The sequence below is a fragment of the Shewanella sp. 433 genome (assembly GCF_059338565.1).
Genome location: NZ_CM181703.1, coordinates 1,345,919 through 1,364,673, shown reverse-complemented (window position 1 = coordinate 1,364,673; position 18,755 = coordinate 1,345,919). Strand labels below are relative to the sequence as shown.

The following is an 18,755-nucleotide window of genomic DNA, read 5'->3' as shown; positions in this document are numbered from 1 at the left end:
TAGCGTTAAACATTAATTTGTATGACTCTATGCAGGCTCATCCCACATGTATTCATTGAATTGAGTCAGTATACTGTCTAAGTCATCATTAAAGACTTTCATAAGCTTACGTTTCCCACCTCGACGCTTGTAATTACCGCTATTGAAGACGTCTTCGTCGAGTACGACTTTCTCTTTGATTGAACTTGCAAGTCGGTCTAGCCAGCTGAGTTGCTCGCTTGTCCATTGCTTACTGGACTTTATTCTATCCAGCGCAATATCGACGCGCTCCTCAAAGGGGAGTAACGCATCACCAATTGCGGCTCGGCGTATATGACCGATTAAGCGTGCAGCCACGTCTTGGTTTTTAGATTCCTGCCAAGCCTTTTTGAGGGTGGGTTCATTGAAGTTCTGGGCATCGAACCACTCTTGCAGCTCAAGCAAACCTTTACGGGTTAAGTCACGTGGACGATTGATAATCACATCAAGCGCATCTTGTTGATTTTTAGACTTGTCGACTAACGCATCAAAGGCTTCTAAAAAGTCTTGCGCGTTTTCATATTCACCGTAAAGCGTTTCAGTTCTAAGTAACTCATCAGCCACATCGGTAAAGATTGGCATTTCACGTAGGTTATTAATCTCTTGCTTTAGATTTTCCAACCTGCTGACCATAGTGAGGTGTTTGTTAAACACTTCAGCCGACCATTGGGGCCCTTTTTGTTTTAGCACAGTAGCTAAATCGCTAAAATCACACCCTGCGCTGGTTTGGCAGATCTCATCAAACGCTTTAATCTGGCTATCTATCTCTTTGGACTTAGTGCGATTAAATTGCGCGTGGCTGATAATGCGCTGCAATTTAGCCACCAGCTGCTCATGACTATGCTCAGCGAAACTGCGGCCATCAGCCTCTTTGGTTTTATAGGTTTCAGAATCAGTGATCTCGTTCACTAATGTTTGCAGCTCAACTTTAGGCCTTACAACGACTGGGCGCATGGTATCGACACTTTGCAATGTCGAGTACAAATCAACTGCATCAAAGATCTTAAATGCTGTTTTGCCGACCTCTGGGCAAAGACGCGTTGCACGGCCTTTCATCTGCTCGTATAAAATACGGCTACGTACCTTGCGCATAAACACTAAGTTACAGATGCTGGGGATATCTATGCCCGTGGTCAGTAGATCCACTGTTACCACTATGTTTGGCAAGCGCTCTTTGTTAAAGCGAGTGATCATCGACTGCACTTTAGTGCTGTCTTTGTCTGAATCACCGGTGATCTTAATAATTGCATCGTGTTCTAATTGCGGATATTTAGCTTTAAATGCTGTCCGTAACTCTTCAATAACCGAGTCTGCGTGTGCATTGTTGACACAAAAAACTAAGGTTTTTTGTGGGCTAGTTGGATCGATATGATTCACCAGCTCTTCACTTACCACTTTATTAAAGTTTGAAGCAATTAACGCGCGGTTAAAGTCTGCGACCTCGAAGCCTTGCTCATCTTCTAAGGTATCGTTAATCAACTCTCCTTGGGGCGTTAAACGCTGGACTTCTGTGCCTTTTGAGAGGTGCAGGCCGCCCTCGCTCAACTTGGTGATGATTCTGATTGGCGGCTCTTGGTCGGTTAAGAAGCCGTCGATTACTGCTTTACGGTAGCTATAGCGGTAAACCGGTTGTTTTTTCACGCCGCCAAATATATCAATGGTGTGCAGTGCTGGCGTCGCGGTTAAGGCAATTTTAACTGCATCGAAGTGATCGATGATTCGACGATAAGAGGAGATAAAGTCAAGCTCACTACGAAACTTCTCTTCGCCTTCTGTTTGCTCTTTATCGAGAATGTAGCCTCGATGGGCTTCGTCAACAATAATGCAGTCGTAACGCCCAACAGGCATGACTTCATCACTTTGCAATGTGCGTTTAACTAACGACTGCACCGTAGCAACATGAATTTTGGTACTGTCTTCTGGAAAACGGTCTGTTAGCCCCTTAACGTTAAAAATACTGTTAAAGGTATCGCCTTTAATGTTGGTATCTTCAAACGAGTCTAACGCTTGCTTGCCCAGTGACGTTCTGTCGACCAAAAACAACACGCGCTTAAAGCGTTGTGATTGGATCAAACGATACATCAGCGCAATTGCGGTACGGGTTTTACCTGTGCCAGTTGCCATTGCTAACAAGATATCTTGCTGTCCTTGAGTAATGGCTTTCTCGGTGGCTTGTACCGCTTCTGCTTGATAATAGCGCAGACCTAAATCACTCATATCGGCATTATCAGTAAACCAACGATTTTGCTGCTGATGGTCGTTTTCTAGCTTGGCCATTAACTCATCAGGGCTATGCCATTCAGGCAAGGCTCTAGGCATATTAGAGCTGTGGCGAACATCACGATACCAGATACCGCTTTTTGTTTTAACGGCTGCGCGATAACCGCGACCATTAGCAGAAAAACAAAATGGAATTTTGTAGGGGCTGCCTTGAGTATCTGGCCAGCTTACCTTATAACTAGGTTTAGACTCTGCAACTAGATCCAATTGATGGATATCGCCTTCGGCAGCCTCAATAAGTAGTTCATGCAATAGCTTATTATCGAAACATTTACTGTATCGGTATGCTTCACTTAGTTTAGCGCTGACATCCTTATTGGCTTGTTTAGCTTCAATAACACCTATAGGTTTTAAACCGACAAACAGCGCATAATCGGCAAAGCCTGCTTTACCGGTTTCATCTGTTCCGGTAGGCCATTCAGCAATCGCCATATTGCGGCCAACCTGAGGCCGAGTGCCTTTAGAAAAAGTGAGATTTTCACTATCGGCATCCCAACCAGCTTTACGCAACTGAGCATCAATAAGGTAGCGAGTTTCCTTTTCGTTCAGTTCAAGGCTTCTGCTAGTTGCCTGCTTAGTAATGTGTTTATGGTAAGCACGACGTTCCTGTTCGGTCTTTTTAGCGAGCTCTGCATCTTTGGCTGCTAGCTGTGCTTCTAGAGCTGCTATACGCGCCTGAGTTTGAGCTTCTGTTTCATGCTGCTTGCCTTCAAGTATGGCAATATAACCATTAAGCGCGACTAGTTGCTGCTTTTGCGCTTCCAGCGCAACTTTAGATTGGTTTTCAGCCTGACTAGCAGACTCTAACTTGCGCTTTATCTCTTCAACTTCCACGAGATAGCTGTTTTCACAATTGTTAGGCAGTACAAAAGGCGGAGCCTGGAAGTCAACATCCTTAGTTGTTATACGATAGAACCAAATCCCAAGACGATAACCAAGACGCAAACACATTTCGGCGTCTTGCAGATCATCATGATACTCATGAACCGCTTTGTTACCTATCTGCCTGAGCTTATGAAATACACCTAAAATCGCCTCATCTATAAACGGCAAGCTCCCGATATCTCGTAACAGGTCATTTTGATTTTCGGGGATCTCCTGCATGCCTAACATTTTGGCGAGCATTTTTGCAGTCATCTCACCAAATTGGCGCATCTTTACCAATGTCGTATTGGGATCATCGGGATAATTGTTCTCAGCCGCACAAGCTACGGCAAACAGGAAGTCGTTTACTCCCTTAAGGAATTCGAAGTTTGACTGTTTCATTATGGCTTCTCAATCAATAAAGCAGTGTCATCAAGCTGACCTTCAGCGATAAGTGCTAGGTAATATCTTTGTCCCTGCTCTTCCGTTACCGACAGCACGGCAAGTTTATCTGCAGTTGCTGCAGGCAGAGCTTTTTTAAGCTTACGATTAATTTGGCTACAGACTGGCTGTAAAAAAGCCTTCTCCATGCCTTTAAGGGCTGTAATGTTTTGCTCTTTAAAATCTTCTGGAGTAACACCAAAGCTTTCGAATACTCTGGGGTCTAGGGAGAGCTGTGAAAACTGGATCAAAAAACTCTGACTATGTTCTGACTTGTCTTCAAAGTATCGATCAACCAATAAACCAGCCTCACCTTTTTTATGCAGCCATAAATAGAATGCCAACTCTTTAGCGGTGAACTTAACCTCTACCCCTAAAGTTTCCAGCGTTTTGGCAACAGGATTAGCTTTAACCGTTAAAGTTTGGCTTTGTCCTGCATTAAGCAACGCCACTGTTTGGCTAAATGACAAATTAGCGATAGATGCTAGGAGGCTTGGGTCAATGGAGTTGCGCATTCTCACAAAAGGGATTTCAGCGAGTGTTACCTTGGCTTGACTAACATCGACCTCTCCTTGGCCGTTTTTACCTGTAACCCATTTAGGTTGCTTAGTTGGAAACCAAAAATCGCGTACAAACTCATAAGCGTCATCAACAAAAACATGACTGAGTGTGTCTTGCTCGCGCCCAAGTAAAGACATGGCGTAACCAAAGTAAAATGCCATTGTTTTACGACCACCAGCCAATGATGCATGAATAACAACATTAGGATCTTGGGTCAGTTCGAAAACTTTATGGGTGATAAAGTCTGCCATAAAAGTTTGATCTTCAATTGATTTGGCATCATCAATCGGATGGCCATTATCGTCTTCAATCAACCAAATATGGTCTTCATCAAATTGAAAGTCAGGAAGGTTATATTCCTGTTTTAGCGCAGCTAAATGGCCGTCACGAAACAGCCCGTTTATCAGCACTTGCTTCGCTGATTGCGTGGTGATGATAAAGACTTCATCGGGAAAAGGTTTGCCACCCTGGTGGATGGCATAAAGCGTTTCGGTTAAAACTTGCGGGCTAGCACCTGTTGTAGCCAATAGAATATGTTTCATAACGTTCCATGTCGAAAAACCTTAACTGGAAGTTTACTGCTATATGATAAAAGAGGATATACCCAACATCATTGATTGTGAAGCAGCGGCAGTTCAAGCCAGAGGTAATCCATTAGAACAGCAGACACTTCATAGAGTTATATGGACAGCCTCGAGTCCTATGGACGCAGGTAATATTGATATCCATGTGTTGGACTCTATCCCAAAGGTCAACAGATCTTCTTGGTGAATAATGAGGAAATGAGACCATATTTACTCTTCTAAATCAGTGATGCAGGCATAAAAAAAATCAATTATCTACCTTTAAATAGCTCGCCACGATGATAACAAAGGTATGGCCTGTTCTCAGCCCGGATATTAAATGTCATATCTTCTTTTAAACCGATCACATCAGGTGACTCTAAGTAGCTTGAAATGAGTACTCTCCCGAAATCATCGAAGGAAATAAACCCAAGGTCAAAAGCCTTATCAATATTGGCAAGAAGCAATAAACCATTGAACCTATCCAAACGTTCCTCGTTCTTAGAGTCTCGCCAAGGCTTAATATGAGAAGCCAATAATAGTTGAGTGTTACGGTACCCAGTAACCGCACAGCCCCCCCACATCTGAATCAGTTTTGCTCTAAAATGTCCTTGCCCTATCCTTGTATTAACCAGAATATTTTTTTCGGTCTCGGATAAAGTGCTATCAGTCATAACCTGCTTAATATCTGCATTAACATCCACTTGAGATAAATCGGATAGAAACTTGTGGTAGTGAGACAAGGCGGCACTGTACATCCCCTTTCCCCTAGAATCATGAATTTGAAACTCTTGTAATTTTCTCGCTTTTTCTTCATAGCTTACAAATTTTCGATATGAATTAATATCGGTGAGTGGTACTTCTAACTCACCAACATCCATCAACCAATTAGATATAGATCCCCTTACGGCTCCGAGATAGTTACTAGCTGTTTTCTCGGACTTACCAATATCAATCAACCACTGATGATACAAGGTAGCTAAGTCAGAAAGATTGGAAACTAGCGCTTCTTTTAATTCGTTAGAAACGATATAGCTTTTCATATAGCTAAACAGTTCATCGTCAATATAAGCGTGAGAGACCATTTTTACTGAATAGCGACTACTTGATGATTTATCATAACCATCATGATAAGAAAGGTACCAAAAGTCTTCACTCCTTAAATGAAAAAAAGGATGTTCGGGTGTATTTTTATCTTTGCCCTGGGCTAAACTGTCAAAATAATGAGTAAACCGCTCTTTGAGGGTTCGGTTTAAAAAAATCTGGTTGGTAGCGATATGCCCAACTTGGATTAAATCCATCACGGCCAAAAGCATACACACTTTATGAGGACTTTTTATCCCATTAGAACTGTTCATCTTCAGGTTTTGAAATCGATCTAAATAGTATTCGAGTGCCATCGCCTTTCCTTGTGTCTATACAAGCCTAAAGCACGCATTATATACACTCCTTCAATGAAAAAGCTTCAAGTACCTAAACCCTAGAAAAATACCTCTAGGGCGCTGCAGCTACATTACGCGGCACCATTGATACGGGTGATTACAAACAGTACATTTTCTCATTGATGTTCTTTAAGCGTATCTCCGATGTTGACGCTGAAGAGTTTGAAAATGCACTTGCTGAAAGTGATGGCGATTTAGAGTATGCAGCCTTTGCCGAAAACCACCACTTTCAAGTACCTGAAGGTGCTCACAGGAACGATGTACGTGAAACCACTGTCAACATTGGTCTAGCATTATAAAACGCTATGCACGCTATCGAGAAGGCTAACCCAGATACCTTAGAAGGTATTTTTGGTGATGCTAGTTGGACCAATAAAGATCGTCTTTCTGATCCCATGCTCACTAACTTAATTGAGCACTATTCCGAGCAAACGCTGAATCTTAAAAACGTACCTGACGATAAGTTAGGTAACGCTTACGAGTACCGAATTAAAGAGTTCGCTGACGATAGCGGCCATGCCGCAGCAGAGTTTTACACCAACCGTACCGTGGTTAAATTAATGACCATGATAATGGCCCCGCAACCGGGTGAATCAGTGTACAATCCGACTTGTGGCTCTGGTGGTCTATTACTTAACTGCGCGTTGCACCTTAAAGATGAAGGTAAAGAATACCGCACTCTCAAATTAACAACTGAACGCCTTTCAATGTAAACAAGTGACGAGCAAAAATTTAGTAGACTAATTAACGACTTAATAGCAATGGTCACGATTTGGTCACCGTTTGGTCACCGAGAGAAATTATTAGAAGTATAGAAAGTTGGATATGACCATTAGTTGATGACACAAAACATGAGGAAAACTAGAAAAGACAAAGGCCTAGCATTTCTGCTAAGCCTTCTAGAATTTGGCAGGGGTGGCAGGACTCGAACCCGCAACCATCGGTTTTGGAGACCGCTGTTCTACCAATTGGAACTACACCCCTGTTGACGTGGGGCATTATGCAAAAACACCTGCCAAAGGTAAAGGACTTTTTATACCAAAACCACTTAACTGCGGGTTTTTCATGCAAGAAGCTTAATATCATAAGTATTGGTGCATTTTTCAATGCAAAAAATAATATCAACAATGCGTTATTTTCAGTTTTGCGACTTTTCAAACCACACGTTACATGAGCCTTTTCTCCAAAGAATCGCTGAGTGTAATCAAAACCCTATAGTTGACGGCACAGAACGCCACAACAACTAGACATGGTCGAAGGTTTTGTAAAGGAAAGAAGTGCTTCTACTTATGGCGGACAACATTAAGCAAAAGACGTTGGTGAGTTTATACACACTCAATTTGGTGTTGAATATGAGGGCATAAATGTCTATAGACTGCTTCATCAATTAGCCTTTTCGTGGATAACAAGCCGCTCTAAACATCCTAAAAAAATGAAGAGGCTCAACGACTTTTTAAAAACCTTTCTCATGGAAACGATCCTTAACACCCCCTGGCCATTTACCGCTTATTCGGATCGATGTGTGTTCCAAGATGAGGCCAGATTTGACCAGCAAAACACGACGACTCGAGTTTGGGCACTAAAAGGCTCAAGACCAAGAGCAATTAAGCAACAACATGCAGCGAACGCTGCAAGCTAATCGATCTAGGCGACTGGGCATCAGAGAAACATGCCATTCCGGTTAAACCAGAATTCGATGCCGACTCCTTAGATGCACTCGGGTATGATGAAGCAGATCTTTTTCAAGGACAACTAACCAATGAAACGCGTACATGTCGCCGTAGGTGTTGTCATTAATGCCGCTAACCAAATACTGCTGGCCAAACGCCCAGAGCATCTACATCAGGGCGGAAAATGGGAGTTTCCCTGTGGTAAGGTTGAAAATAACGAAACCACCTCACAAGCACTAATCAGAGAGTTGCAGGGAGGGTTACAAAACCTTCTCAGGAGAGCCTCGCGGCCTTGAAGGCCAAGCAGTCACATGGGCAGAGTTCAATACATTAACAGAATATGACTTCCCCGCCGCTAACAGCCCTATCATAGAAAAACTTCTCTCTTTATAGTGCCATGTAGTCCAATATCTACAGATATTGGACTTTCTATGCCCTACGTGGATGTAGAGAATGCAGCAGCTATTCACTGCCTATCATATGAATTGCAGCATGCTTTGCATGCGCTACTTAACGCCCATGTTCGAGTGGTCATTTCAATAGCGATTAAACGAAAAAATCCCCAACACAAAGTGCTGGGGATTTATCGATTCTCTTACGAGAAGTATTAGGCGCCTGGAAATGGTCAGCTTGGAGCTAGCTCTCCGCGTTCAGCTCCAGCATCAAGCTGCACTTGATAAGCGCAGACGCTTCACCCTACTCTACATGGGTTTGAGCCTCACTACGTTCGGACTATTTACTTCCCCATGTTCGAGTGGTTAGCTCCAGGCTAAAACGAAAAAAGCCCGTTGCATTAGCAACGGGCTTTATCGTATTAGGCGTCTGGAAATGACCTACTCTCACATGGGGAGACCCCACACTACCATCGGCGCGATTGCGTTTCACTTCTGAGTTCGGGATGGGATCAGGTGGTACCACAATGCTATGGTTTCCAGACAAATTTGGAAATTTAGAAAGCTGTTTTAAATTTGAGTCACACTAAATCAAGTGTCGGTATTCTTTCGCTAAGTATTCACTTAGTTAGAAACCCTTTTGGGTTGTATGGTTAAGCCTCACGGGTCATTAGTACAAGTTAGCTCAACGCCTCACAACGCTTACACACCTTGCCTATCAACGTAGTAGTCTCCTACGGCCCTTTAGAGGACTTAAAGTCCTAGGGATGACTCATCTTAGGGCTCGCTTCCCGCTTAGATGCTTTCAGCGGTTATCGATTCCGAACGTAGCTACCGGGCAATGCCATTGGCATGACAACCCGAACACCAGCGGTTCGTCCACTCCGGTCCTCTCGTACTAGGAGCAGCTCCCTTCAATCATCCAACGCCCACGGCAGATAGGGACCGAACTGTCTCACGACGTTCTGAACCCAGCTCGCGTACCACTTTAAATGGCGAACAGCCATACCCTTGGGACCGACTTCAGCCCCAGGATGTGATGAGCCGACATCGAGGTGCCAAACACCGCCGTCGATATGAACTCTTGGGCGGTATCAGCCTGTTATCCCCGGAGTACCTTTTATCCGTTGAGCGATGGCCCTTCCATTCAGAACCACCGGATCACTATGACCTGCTTTCGCACCTGCTCGACGTGTATGTCTCGCAGTTAAGCTGGCTTATGCCATTGCACTAACCGTACGATGTCCGACCGTACTTAGCCAACCTTCGTGCTCCTCCGTTACTCTTTGGGAGGAGACCGCCCCAGTCAAACTACCCACCAGGCACTGTCCTCAACCCCGATTCAGGGGCCAGAGTTAGAACATCAACACTACAAGGGTGGTATTTCAAGGTTGACTCCACAAGAACTGGCGTTCCTGCTTCAAAGTCTCCCACCTATCCTACACATGTAGGGTCAATGTTCAGTGCCAAGCTATAGTAAAGGTTCACGGGGTCTTTCCGTCTAGCCGCGGGTATACGGCATCTTCACCGCAATTTCAACTTCACTGAGTCTCGGCTGGAGACAGCGTGGCCATCATTACGCCATTCGTGCAGGTCGGAACTTACCCGACAAGGAATTTCGCTACCTTAGGACCGTTATAGTTACGGCCGCCGTTTACCGGGGCTTCGATCATGAGCTTCTCCGAAGATAACCCAATCAATTAACCTTCCGGCACCGGGCAGGCGTCACACCGTATACTTCCTCTTGCGAGTTTGCACAGTGCTGTGTTTTTGATAAACAGTTGCAGCCACCTGGTATCTGCGACTCCCGTCAGCTTAGAGAGCAAGTCTCATCACCAACAGGAGCGTACCTTCTCCCGAAGTTACGGTACCATTTTGCCTAGTTCCTTCAGCCGAGTTCTCTCAAGCGCCTTGGTATTCTCTACCCAACCACCTGTGTCGGTTTGGGGTACGATTCCTGCTAACCTGAAGCTTAGAAGATTTTCCTGGAAGCATGGCATCAACTACTTCAGTTCCGTAGAACCTCGTCATCAACTCTCAGTGTATGTGCACCCGGATTTGCCTAAGTGCACCACCTACAGCCTTAAACGCGGACAACCAACGCCGCGCTAGCCTAGCCTTCTCCGTCTCTCCATCGCAGTTAGCAGAAGTACAGGAATATTAACCTGTTTCCCATCGACTACGCCTTTCGGCCTCGCCTTAGGGGTCGACTCACCCTGCCCTGATTAACATTGGACAGGAACCCTTGGTCTTTCGGCGAGGGGGTTTTTCACCCCCTTTATCGTTACTCATGTCAGCATTCGCACTTCTGATACCTCCAGCGTGGGTTACCCCTTCACCTTCAACGGCTTACAGAACGCTCCTCTACCGCACTAGCGCAAGCGCTAGTACCCATAGCTTCGGTGTATTGCTTAGCCCCGTTAAATCTTCCGCGCAGGCCGACTCGACTAGTGAGCTATTACGCTTTCTTTAAATGATGGCTGCTTCTAAGCCAACATCCTAGCTGTCTAAGCCTTCCCACATCGTTTCCCACTTAGCAATAACTTTGGGACCTTAGCTGATGGTCTGGGTTGTTTCCCTTTTCACGACGGACGTTAGCACCCGCCGTGTGTCTCCCGAGTAGTACTCATTGGTATTCGGAGTTTGCAAAGGGTTGGTAAGTCGGGATGACCCCCTAGCCTTAACAGTGCTCTACCCCCAATGGTATTCGCTCGAGGCGCTACCTAAATAGCTTTCGAGGAGAACCAGATATCTCCCGGTTTGATTGGCCTTTCACCCCCAGCCACAAGTCATCACCGCATTTTTCAACATACGTGTGTTCGGTCCTCCAGTTGATGTTACTCAACCTTCAACCTGCCCATGGCTAGATCACCGGGTTTCGGGTCTACACCTTGCAACTAAACGCGCAGTTAACACTCGGTTTCCCTACGGCTCCGCTATTCGCTTAACCTCGCTACAAAATGTAAGTCGCTGACCCATTATACAAAAGGTACGCAGTCACGGTCTCAAGAACCGCTCCCACTGCTTGTACGTATACGGTTTCAGGTTCTATTTCACTCCCCTCACAGGGGTTCTTTTCGCCTTTCCCTCACGGTACTGGTTCACTATCGGTCAGTCAGGAGTATTTAGCCTTGGAGGATGGTCCCCCCATGTTCAGACAAGATGTCACGTGTCCCGTCCTACTCGTTTTCACGTAAAGTTAGTTTTCATGTACGGGGCTATCACCCTGTGCCGCTGTGCTTTCCAACACATTCCACTAACACCCTCTACGCTTAAGGGCTAATCCCCGTTCGCTCGCCGCTACTAGGGGAATCTCGGTTGATTTCTTTTCCTCCGGGTACTTAGATGTTTCAGTTCCCCGGGTTCGCCTCACAACACTATGTATTCATGTTGTGATACATGCTTATGCATGTGGGTTTCCCCATTCGGACATCGTTAGCTCAAATGCTTGTTACTAGCTCGCCAACGCTTTTCGCAAGTTACTACGTCCTTCATCGCCTCTGACTGCCAAGGCATCCACCGTATACGCTTAGTCACTTAACCATACAACCCAAATGAGTTTCACAAGGAAACAAACTTTATCAAGCGGGTAAGCTTGATGTTGTATCGCAACTAATGGTGTTTACTTTCGCCAAAAGAATACTCATGAATCATCATTACAATGACTCGGCACTTGATTTAAGTGTTTGAGAACTCAATTTTAATTTTCGCGTCAATGCTACAAATAATCACGTACAAGTACGTCACTATCCCTTTCACATTAACACTATCAGCTTTCCAAATTTTTAAAGAACAAGCATCGCCGTTAAGACGTGCCACCTGCTCTAACAAGAACAAGTTATCTGTGTGAACACTCAGCAAATATTGAGTTAGTCGTATAGGTAAGGAGGTGATCCAGCCCCAGGTTCCCCTAGGGCTACCTTGTTACGACTTCACCCCAGTCATGAACCACACCGTGGTAAACGCCCTCCCCGAAAGGTTAAGCTATCTACTTCTGGTGCAGCCCACTCCCATGGTGTGACGGGCGGTGTGTACAAGGCCCGGGAACGTATTCACCGTGGCATTCTGATCCACGATTACTAGCGATTCCGACTTCATGGAGTCGAGTTGCAGACTCCAATCCGGACTACGACAAGCTTTGTGAGATTAGCTCCACCTCGCGGCTTTGCAACCCTCTGTACTTGCCATTGTAGCACGTGTGTAGCCCTACTCGTAAGGGCCATGATGACTTGACGTCGTCCCCACCTTCCTCCGGTTTATCACCGGCAGTCTCCCTAAAGTTCCCACCATTACGTGCTGGCAAATAAGGATAAGGGTTGCGCTCGTTGCGGGACTTAACCCAACATTTCACAACACGAGCTGACGACAGCCATGCAGCACCTGTCTCAGAGTTCCCGAAGGCACTAAGCTATCTCTAGCGAATTCTCTGGATGTCAAGAGTAGGTAAGGTTCTTCGCGTTGCATCGAATTAAACCACATGCTCCACCGCTTGTGCGGGCCCCCGTCAATTCATTTGAGTTTTAACCTTGCGGCCGTACTCCCCAGGCGGTCTACTTAATGCGTTAGCTTGGGAACCCAGTGTTCAAGACACCAAATTCCGAGTAGACATCGTTTACGGCGTGGACTACCAGGGTATCTAATCCTGTTTGCTCCCCACGCTTTCGTACCTGAGCGTCAGTCTTTGTCCAGGGGGCCGCCTTCGCCACCGGTATTCCTTCAGATCTCTACGCATTTCACCGCTACACCTGAAATTCTACCCCCCTCTACAAGACTCTAGTCTGCCAGTTCGAAATGCAATTCCCAGGTTGAGCCCGGGGCTTTCACATCTCGCTTAACAAACCGCCTGCGTACGCTTTACGCCCAGTAATTCCGATTAACGCTTGGACCCCTCGTATTACCGCGGCTGCTGGCACGAAGTTAGCCGGTCCTTCTTCTGCGAGTAACGTCACACCTAAACGCTATTAACGCTTAAGCTTTCCTCCTCGCTGAAAGTGCTTTACAACCCGAAGGCCTTCTTCACACACGCGGCATGGCTGCATCAGGCTTGCGCCCATTGTGCAATATTCCCCACTGCTGCCTCCCGTAGGAGTCTGGGCCGTGTCTCAGTCCCAGTGTGGCTGATCATCCTCTCAGAACAGCTAGGGATCGTCGCCTTGGTGAGCCATTACCTCACCAACTAGCTAATCCCACCTAGGTACATCCAATCGCAGAAGGCCCGAAGGTCCCCTCTTTTCCCCCGTAGGGCGTATGCGGTATTAGCAGTCGTTTCCAACTGTTATCCCCCTCGACTGGGCAGTTCCCTAGGCATTACTCACCCGTCCGCCGCTCGTCAGCAAAGAAAGCAAGCTTTCTTCCTGTTACCGCTCGACTTGCATGTGTTAGGCCTGCCGCCAGCGTTCAATCTGAGCCATGATCAAACTCTTCAATTAAAGTTTTGTTGAATCTTGCGATTCGGCTCAATGAATTCTGATTCCGTTTAAAAGACTCGGAAGAATCTTAAAAACGTTTGTACATATTGCTATGAACACTCATCGTTACATTGATTTAATTCTTTGATTGCCAACCCGAAGGTTAGGCAATTTCGATTAACTCAACACCTGTGAGTGTCCACACAGATTTCTTGTTTCATCTTGTTAAAGAGCGTTGCTAGCATGAGAGAATCAATCTTTCATTTAGCCGCCGTTGACGCTAGGTCGTTGGCTTAGGGATGCGTATTTTACACGTCCCGTTGTTGGCGTCAAGTGCTTATTTTAAGAAGCTTTCCAAGCGATGATTTCTTAAACAGAAGCCATCAGTCGAAGCCCTTAAAAGTGCTTATCACCTGAGTTAATCTCCGAAGAGTTCAACTCGCTAACACCGCTGCAAGTCCCGTACTACCTAGGTAGTTGGCCTGCTGTGCCGTGTCAGTGGATGCGCATTATAGGCAGTTCTCGGATGGGCGCAAGGGCTTTTTGCGTATTAAATCACGCCCGCCCATTTTTTGAACAAAAACCGATGAAACCACTCTATAAATGCCACATCCCAACTCAAAATGCTCAATTATCATGCGATAAATAGTTCGTTATTTAACGAGGCATTGTTGAGCGGGAAAATAAGTCTGGCACAGATTGATTCATTTTGCAGAAAATATGTAAGAATTTGCCAAAGATTATTTAACGAGTCGATAGGTTAACGGGCACAGATGATCGGTGCGCCATAATTTATTATGCCTATCGTCTACATAACAAGCGCTAAGAGCGATGATTGGGATATAAGTTTAACGTAATGCAGTTCTACAATGCGACTCCACATTAGTATGATTCGCCCACCGCCATCTTCATTAACATGCAAAAATAAGCCTAAGCCAAACGCCCTGTTAGCTTCCCCTCCCTCTTATTCGGCATCCCTTAGGGGCTTTTGCATACAGGCACAGAAAAAGGGAAGTGGATTTGTTCTATTGAACATGGTCCTACTAAACACTTTAAGTACTGGTTCATTTCCAGTGAATAGGTTGCGTCAACGAAGCGGTCACATTTGCTGTTTAACGTAATGTTGTTTAAGTTTTGCATATCCTTGATGGCGGCGTTATCTTGACACGATAGCAGCTAATTTTGCCTCACGTTGATAATCTGCTTAACTAGCAGGTAGCGCATATTTCGTTAGGAATATAAAATCAGGTAGCCACACTCGCTAATCTTATTATGGACAGCAAGATGATTAAAAATCGGTATTATGCACTATTACTTACACTAGCCTTGAGCCCTGCGGTATTGGCGACAACCATTTATAAGTGGGTTGATGAGAATGGGGTGACTAATTACAGTCAACAGGTCCCGCCAGAAAAGTCATCGGAAACATTGTACAGCGAAGAGATAGAACAACAGAAAGTGGGATTTATTGCGCCAAAAGTGACTGCGGCAAGTGCGCCAACTAAAAGCTCGGAGCAAACTGCAACACAAGCAATAGTGCTACAAGATAAAGCACAAGCAAAAGCGATTTGTAGCAATGCTAAACATCGACTCAACCTACTCAATACCCACACCAGACTGACACAAAAAAATGAACAAACGGGTGATATGGAAAAAATGACCGAAGAGCAGAGGCAAGCAGCGATTTCAATACAACAAGAGAGAATCAGGCTATTTTGTGTCAAATAGCCTGATTCGCATAAGCAAGGCCTATCCTATAGCCCAAAACCGATTGTGAGTGTTGGTTAAGCATCAATCTATGATGATTTAACGCTATACATAGAGCGACTAATGCCATCCTCACAAGCGTTAACGCCCGAGCGCCAACCTTTATCAAATTCAGTTAATCCATCAAGAACGGGATCTTTCATTGATTCGACGTTCACATTATTAGTGGGGTCAACCTTCACGGCTACCGCGCTACGACAGCCTATATTGTAACCATAATGATATAAACTATCGTATTCGATATTACCGACACCTATATAGGTTGCACTTGTTAACGATTCGGGCGCGGTACTCGATGAGCTGCTACACCCAGTTAATGCAAGGGCTATTGCTGACAATATGGCTAGTTTGGCATTCAGAACTCCTCCAATGCGATGACGTTCAACACGTAGTAACTGTAACTATAGCTGTGACAACACGATTAAACCTATTAACAACAAGTCGATATTGAAACTACAAGGCAAAACACTATTAGCAATAGTAGTTAATGTTTTTTATGATTACAAAGTCACTAGGTAAAGCCCCCCTCAACTCAATCATTACCTGATGGGGTCATATTTCATATCATAGCTACCTTGTTAATGATGGCAAATTACTGGACGATTAACCCAATAAAAAAGCCCGAACTCAATATAATAAGTTCGGGCTTTTTGGTTGGAGAGGCTAACAAGTCAATTTAGCGATGGTACAGACTATTGGTTAACACCTCTTACGCATCGTTATTGAGTAAAGGTTAACTCACCACCGGCGCTGCCAATATGGATTGGCTTACCGGGGATTAACTCACCTCGTAATAGACGCTGCGCTAATGGGTTTTCAACCTCTTGCTGCAATGCACGTTTTAATGGGCGTGCACCATAAACAGGATCGAAACCAGCCTGAGCAATTAACGCCAATGCGTCATCACTTATCTCTAATTCAAAGTCCTTATCTGCAAGACGAGCGCGAAGATTATCGATTTGAATCTTAGCAATATGTGCAATGTGTTCTGACTCTAACGGATGGAACACGACACTCTCGTCAATACGGTTAAGGAACTCAGGCCTAAAGCTATGGGTCACGACATTCATGACTTCAGCTTTCATTTCGGCATAAGTCGCCACACCAAAACGCTCTTGAATAATGTCTGAACCTAAGTTCGATGTCATGATGACCACAGTATTACGGAAATCAACCGTACGACCTTGTCCATCGGTCAAACGACCATCATCAAGCACCTGTAACAGGATGTTGAATACATCAGGATGCGCTTTCTCAACCTCGTCGAGTAAGATAACCGAGTAAGGCTTACGTCTCACCGCTTCGGTTAAGTAGCCACCCTCTTCGTAACCCACATATCCTGGAGGCGCACCCACTAAACGTGATACTGAATGCTTCTCCATAAATTCCGACATGTCGATTCGCACCATCGCCGCTTCGGTATCAAACAAAAACTTCGCTAGCGATTTGCACAGCTCTGTCTTACCCACACCCGTTGGTCCAAGGAATAAGAATGAACCAATGGGTCGGTTAGGATCTGCAAGACCTGCGCGGCTACGACGGATAGCATTAGCAACGGCATTGACGGCTTCATTTTGACCAATTACCCGTTTATGCAACGCATCTTCCATCTGTAAGAGCTTCTCTTTCTCGCCTTCGAGCATCTTAGACACAGGAATACCTGTAGCCTTTGAGAGCACCTCAGCGATCTCGATATCGGTCACTTTGTTACGCAACAAGGTCATATCTTGCATTTCAGCTTGAGAAGCTAAATCAAGTTGCTTTTCAAGCTCAGGAATACGGCCATATTGTAGCTCTGACATCCGGGTTAAATCCCCCGCACGACGCGCCACTTCCATATCCATTCTAGCCTGTTCGAGTTCGGCTTTAATATGTTGAGTACCAGCCAAGGCTGCTTTCTCGGTATGCCAAATCTCAGTAAGCTCGGCAACTTTCTCTTCGACTTCTCGTAGCTCACTGCGCAGCGTACTTAGGCGACGTAAGCTCGCTTCATCGTTTTCTTTACTTAACGCTTGCTCTTCAAGCTTAAGCTGAATCGCCCGGCGCTCAAGTTTATCTAGCGGCTCAGGTTTTGAGTCTATCTGAATACGAATACTCGATGCCGCCTCATCAATTAAGTCGATCGCCTTATCCGGTAATTTACGATCCGAGATATAACGGTGAGACATGCTCGCCGCCGCCACAATCGCTGGATCGGTGATCTCAACATGATGATGCAACTCGTAACGCTCTTTGAGTCCACGTAAAATCGCGATAGTGTCTTCCACGCTAGGCTCATCGACCAACACTTTTTGGAAACGACGCTCAAGCGCGGCATCTTTTTCAATATATTGACGATACTCATCTAACGTTGTTGCACCGACGCAGTGTAAATCACCGCGGGCTAACGCAGGTTTTAACATGTTACCTGCATCCATGGCACCATCGCCTTTACCTGCGCCGACCATGGTGTGCAACTCATCGATAAACAGAATAACCTGGCCTTCTTCTTGTGCCAGCTCGTTAAGCACCGCTTTTAAGCGCTCTTCAAACTCACCACGATATTTAGCCCCCGCAATCAATGCGCCCATATCGAGCGACAATACCCGCTTATTTTTGATCCCTTCGGGCACTTCACCGTTAATGATACGTTGTGCCAAGCCTTCGACAATCGCCGTTTTACCCACACCAGGCTCACCAATCAAGACTGGGTTGTTTTTGCTACGACGCTGCAGCACTTGGATAGTACGACGGATCTCATCATCACGGCCAATAACAGGATCGAGCTTACCTTGCTCGGCGCGCTCAGTTAAATCTACAGTGAACTTTTTCAATGCCTGACGCTGATCTTCCGCATTAGGATCATCAATATTTTTACCAGAGCGAATTTGCAATATGGTTTGCTCCAACAACTCTTTGGTCGCACCAGACTTTTTAAGGCACTGTGCCAATGCATCACTGCCTTCGATGGCAGCCAACACAAAGAGTTCACTTGAAATAAATTTATCATTGCGCTTTTGCGCTAATTTATCGCATAGGTTTAACAAGCGAATTAACGCCTGCGATAACTGAATGTCTCCACCAGTACCTTCAACTTGAGGTAAACGCTCAAGCTCTTGGTTTAATGATGAGCGAAGTGTACTCACTGAGATCCCAGCTTGAGTCAGCAAAGGATGGATAGAGCCACTATCTTGATTAAGCAATGCCATCATTAAATGAATGGGTTCAATGAACTGATGGTCACGCCCCAACGCTAATGATTGAGCATCGGAGATGGCTATCTGAAATTTATTTGTCATACGATCAAGCCGCATACAACCTCCTAAACTAACGAATGAAGTCAACCTTCAGTATTTTGTTAATTTAAAGA

Annotated in this window: 7 protein-coding genes, 1 tRNA gene, 3 rRNA genes and 4 pseudogenes; 6 read left to right on the top strand and 9 right to left on the bottom strand. The window is 45.3% G+C overall.

The window, feature by feature from the left end; genetic code table 11:
• Positions 1–27: 27 nt before the first annotated feature.
• The 3 genes from hsdR to AC5YB1_RS06080 all read right to left on the bottom strand — a co-directional run bounded on the left by hsdR (position 28) and on the right by AC5YB1_RS06080 (position 6,127).
• Positions 28–3,564 (bottom strand): type I restriction-modification system endonuclease, encoded by a 3,537-nt coding sequence (gene hsdR, locus AC5YB1_RS06090; protein WP_494521127.1) that lies wholly within the window; start codon positions 3,562–3,564, stop codon positions 28–30.
• The gene (gene csm6 / locus AC5YB1_RS06085) at positions 3,564–4,706 is read right to left on the bottom strand and encodes a CRISPR-associated ring nuclease Csm6 (protein ID WP_494521126.1); all 1,143 of its coding nucleotides are present in this window, start codon (positions 4,704–4,706) and stop codon (positions 3,564–3,566) included. The genes hsdR and csm6 overlap by 1 nt, the downstream gene beginning before the upstream one ends.
• 293 nt (positions 4,707–4,999) lie before the next feature.
• Positions 5,000–6,127, bottom strand: a complete 1,128-nt coding sequence (locus AC5YB1_RS06080; protein WP_494521125.1) for an HNH endonuclease — start codon at positions 6,125–6,127, stop codon at positions 5,000–5,002.
• A 113-nt stretch (positions 6,128–6,240) separates the two neighbouring features.
• Here AC5YB1_RS06080 and AC5YB1_RS06075 point away from each other — a divergent pair.
• Positions 6,241–6,468: pseudogene (locus AC5YB1_RS06075) on the top strand (type I restriction-modification system subunit M N-terminal domain-containing protein); the annotation flags it as partial.
• Between the two features lie 6 nt (positions 6,469–6,474).
• Entirely contained in the window at positions 6,475–6,882 is a 408-nt protein-coding gene (locus AC5YB1_RS06070; protein ID WP_494521124.1) for an HsdM family class I SAM-dependent methyltransferase, read from the top strand.
• Between the two features lie 194 nt (positions 6,883–7,076).
• Here AC5YB1_RS06070 and AC5YB1_RS06065 read toward each other — a convergent pair.
• A tRNA-Trp gene (locus AC5YB1_RS06065) sits at positions 7,077–7,153 on the bottom strand.
• 268 nt (positions 7,154–7,421) lie between these two features.
• Here AC5YB1_RS06065 and AC5YB1_RS06060 point away from each other — a divergent pair.
• The 3 pseudogenes from AC5YB1_RS06060 to AC5YB1_RS06050 form a co-directional block, all read left to right on the top strand.
• A pseudogene (locus AC5YB1_RS06060) lies at positions 7,422–7,799 on the top strand (winged helix-turn-helix domain-containing protein); the annotation flags it as partial.
• Positions 7,787–7,966, top strand: a pseudogene (gene yacG / locus AC5YB1_RS06055) (DNA gyrase inhibitor YacG); the annotation flags it as partial. The pseudogenes AC5YB1_RS06060 and yacG, both read left to right, overlap by 13 nt.
• Positions 7,929–8,232, top strand: a pseudogene (locus AC5YB1_RS06050) (NUDIX domain-containing protein). The pseudogenes yacG and AC5YB1_RS06050, both read left to right, overlap by 38 nt.
• 427 nt (positions 8,233–8,659) lie before the next feature.
• Here AC5YB1_RS06050 and rrf read toward each other — a convergent pair.
• The 3 genes from rrf to AC5YB1_RS06035 form a co-directional block, all read right to left on the bottom strand.
• Positions 8,660–8,775: ribosomal RNA gene (gene rrf / locus AC5YB1_RS06045) — 5S ribosomal RNA — on the bottom strand.
• 105 nt (positions 8,776–8,880) lie between these two features.
• Positions 8,881–11,774: ribosomal RNA gene (locus tag AC5YB1_RS06040) — 23S ribosomal RNA — on the bottom strand.
• Between the two features lie 339 nt (positions 11,775–12,113).
• Positions 12,114–13,660: ribosomal RNA gene (locus AC5YB1_RS06035) — 16S ribosomal RNA — on the bottom strand.
• The 16S, 23S and 5S rRNA genes sit together here, the layout of an rRNA operon.
• A 1,263-nt stretch (positions 13,661–14,923) precedes the next feature.
• On the opposite strand from AC5YB1_RS06035, the gene AC5YB1_RS06030 reads away from it, so the two are divergent.
• Positions 14,924–15,367 carry a DUF4124 domain-containing protein gene (locus tag AC5YB1_RS06030; protein ID WP_494521123.1) on the top strand — a complete coding sequence of 148 codons (444 nt, stop codon included), beginning with the start codon at positions 14,924–14,926 and terminating at the stop codon, positions 15,365–15,367.
• Positions 15,368–15,435: 68 nt separating this feature from the next.
• On the opposite strand, the gene AC5YB1_RS06025 is transcribed toward AC5YB1_RS06030, so the two are convergent.
• A complete protein-coding gene (locus tag AC5YB1_RS06025; protein ID WP_494521122.1) occupies positions 15,436–15,744 on the bottom strand; it encodes a hypothetical protein in 309 nt (102 codons plus the stop codon).
• A gap of 381 nt (positions 15,745–16,125) precedes the next feature.
• Positions 16,126–18,699 carry an ATP-dependent chaperone ClpB gene (gene clpB / locus AC5YB1_RS06020; protein ID WP_494521121.1) on the bottom strand — a complete coding sequence of 858 codons (2,574 nt, stop codon included), beginning with the start codon at positions 18,697–18,699 and terminating at the stop codon, positions 16,126–16,128.
• Positions 18,700–18,755: the final 56 nt, after the last annotated feature.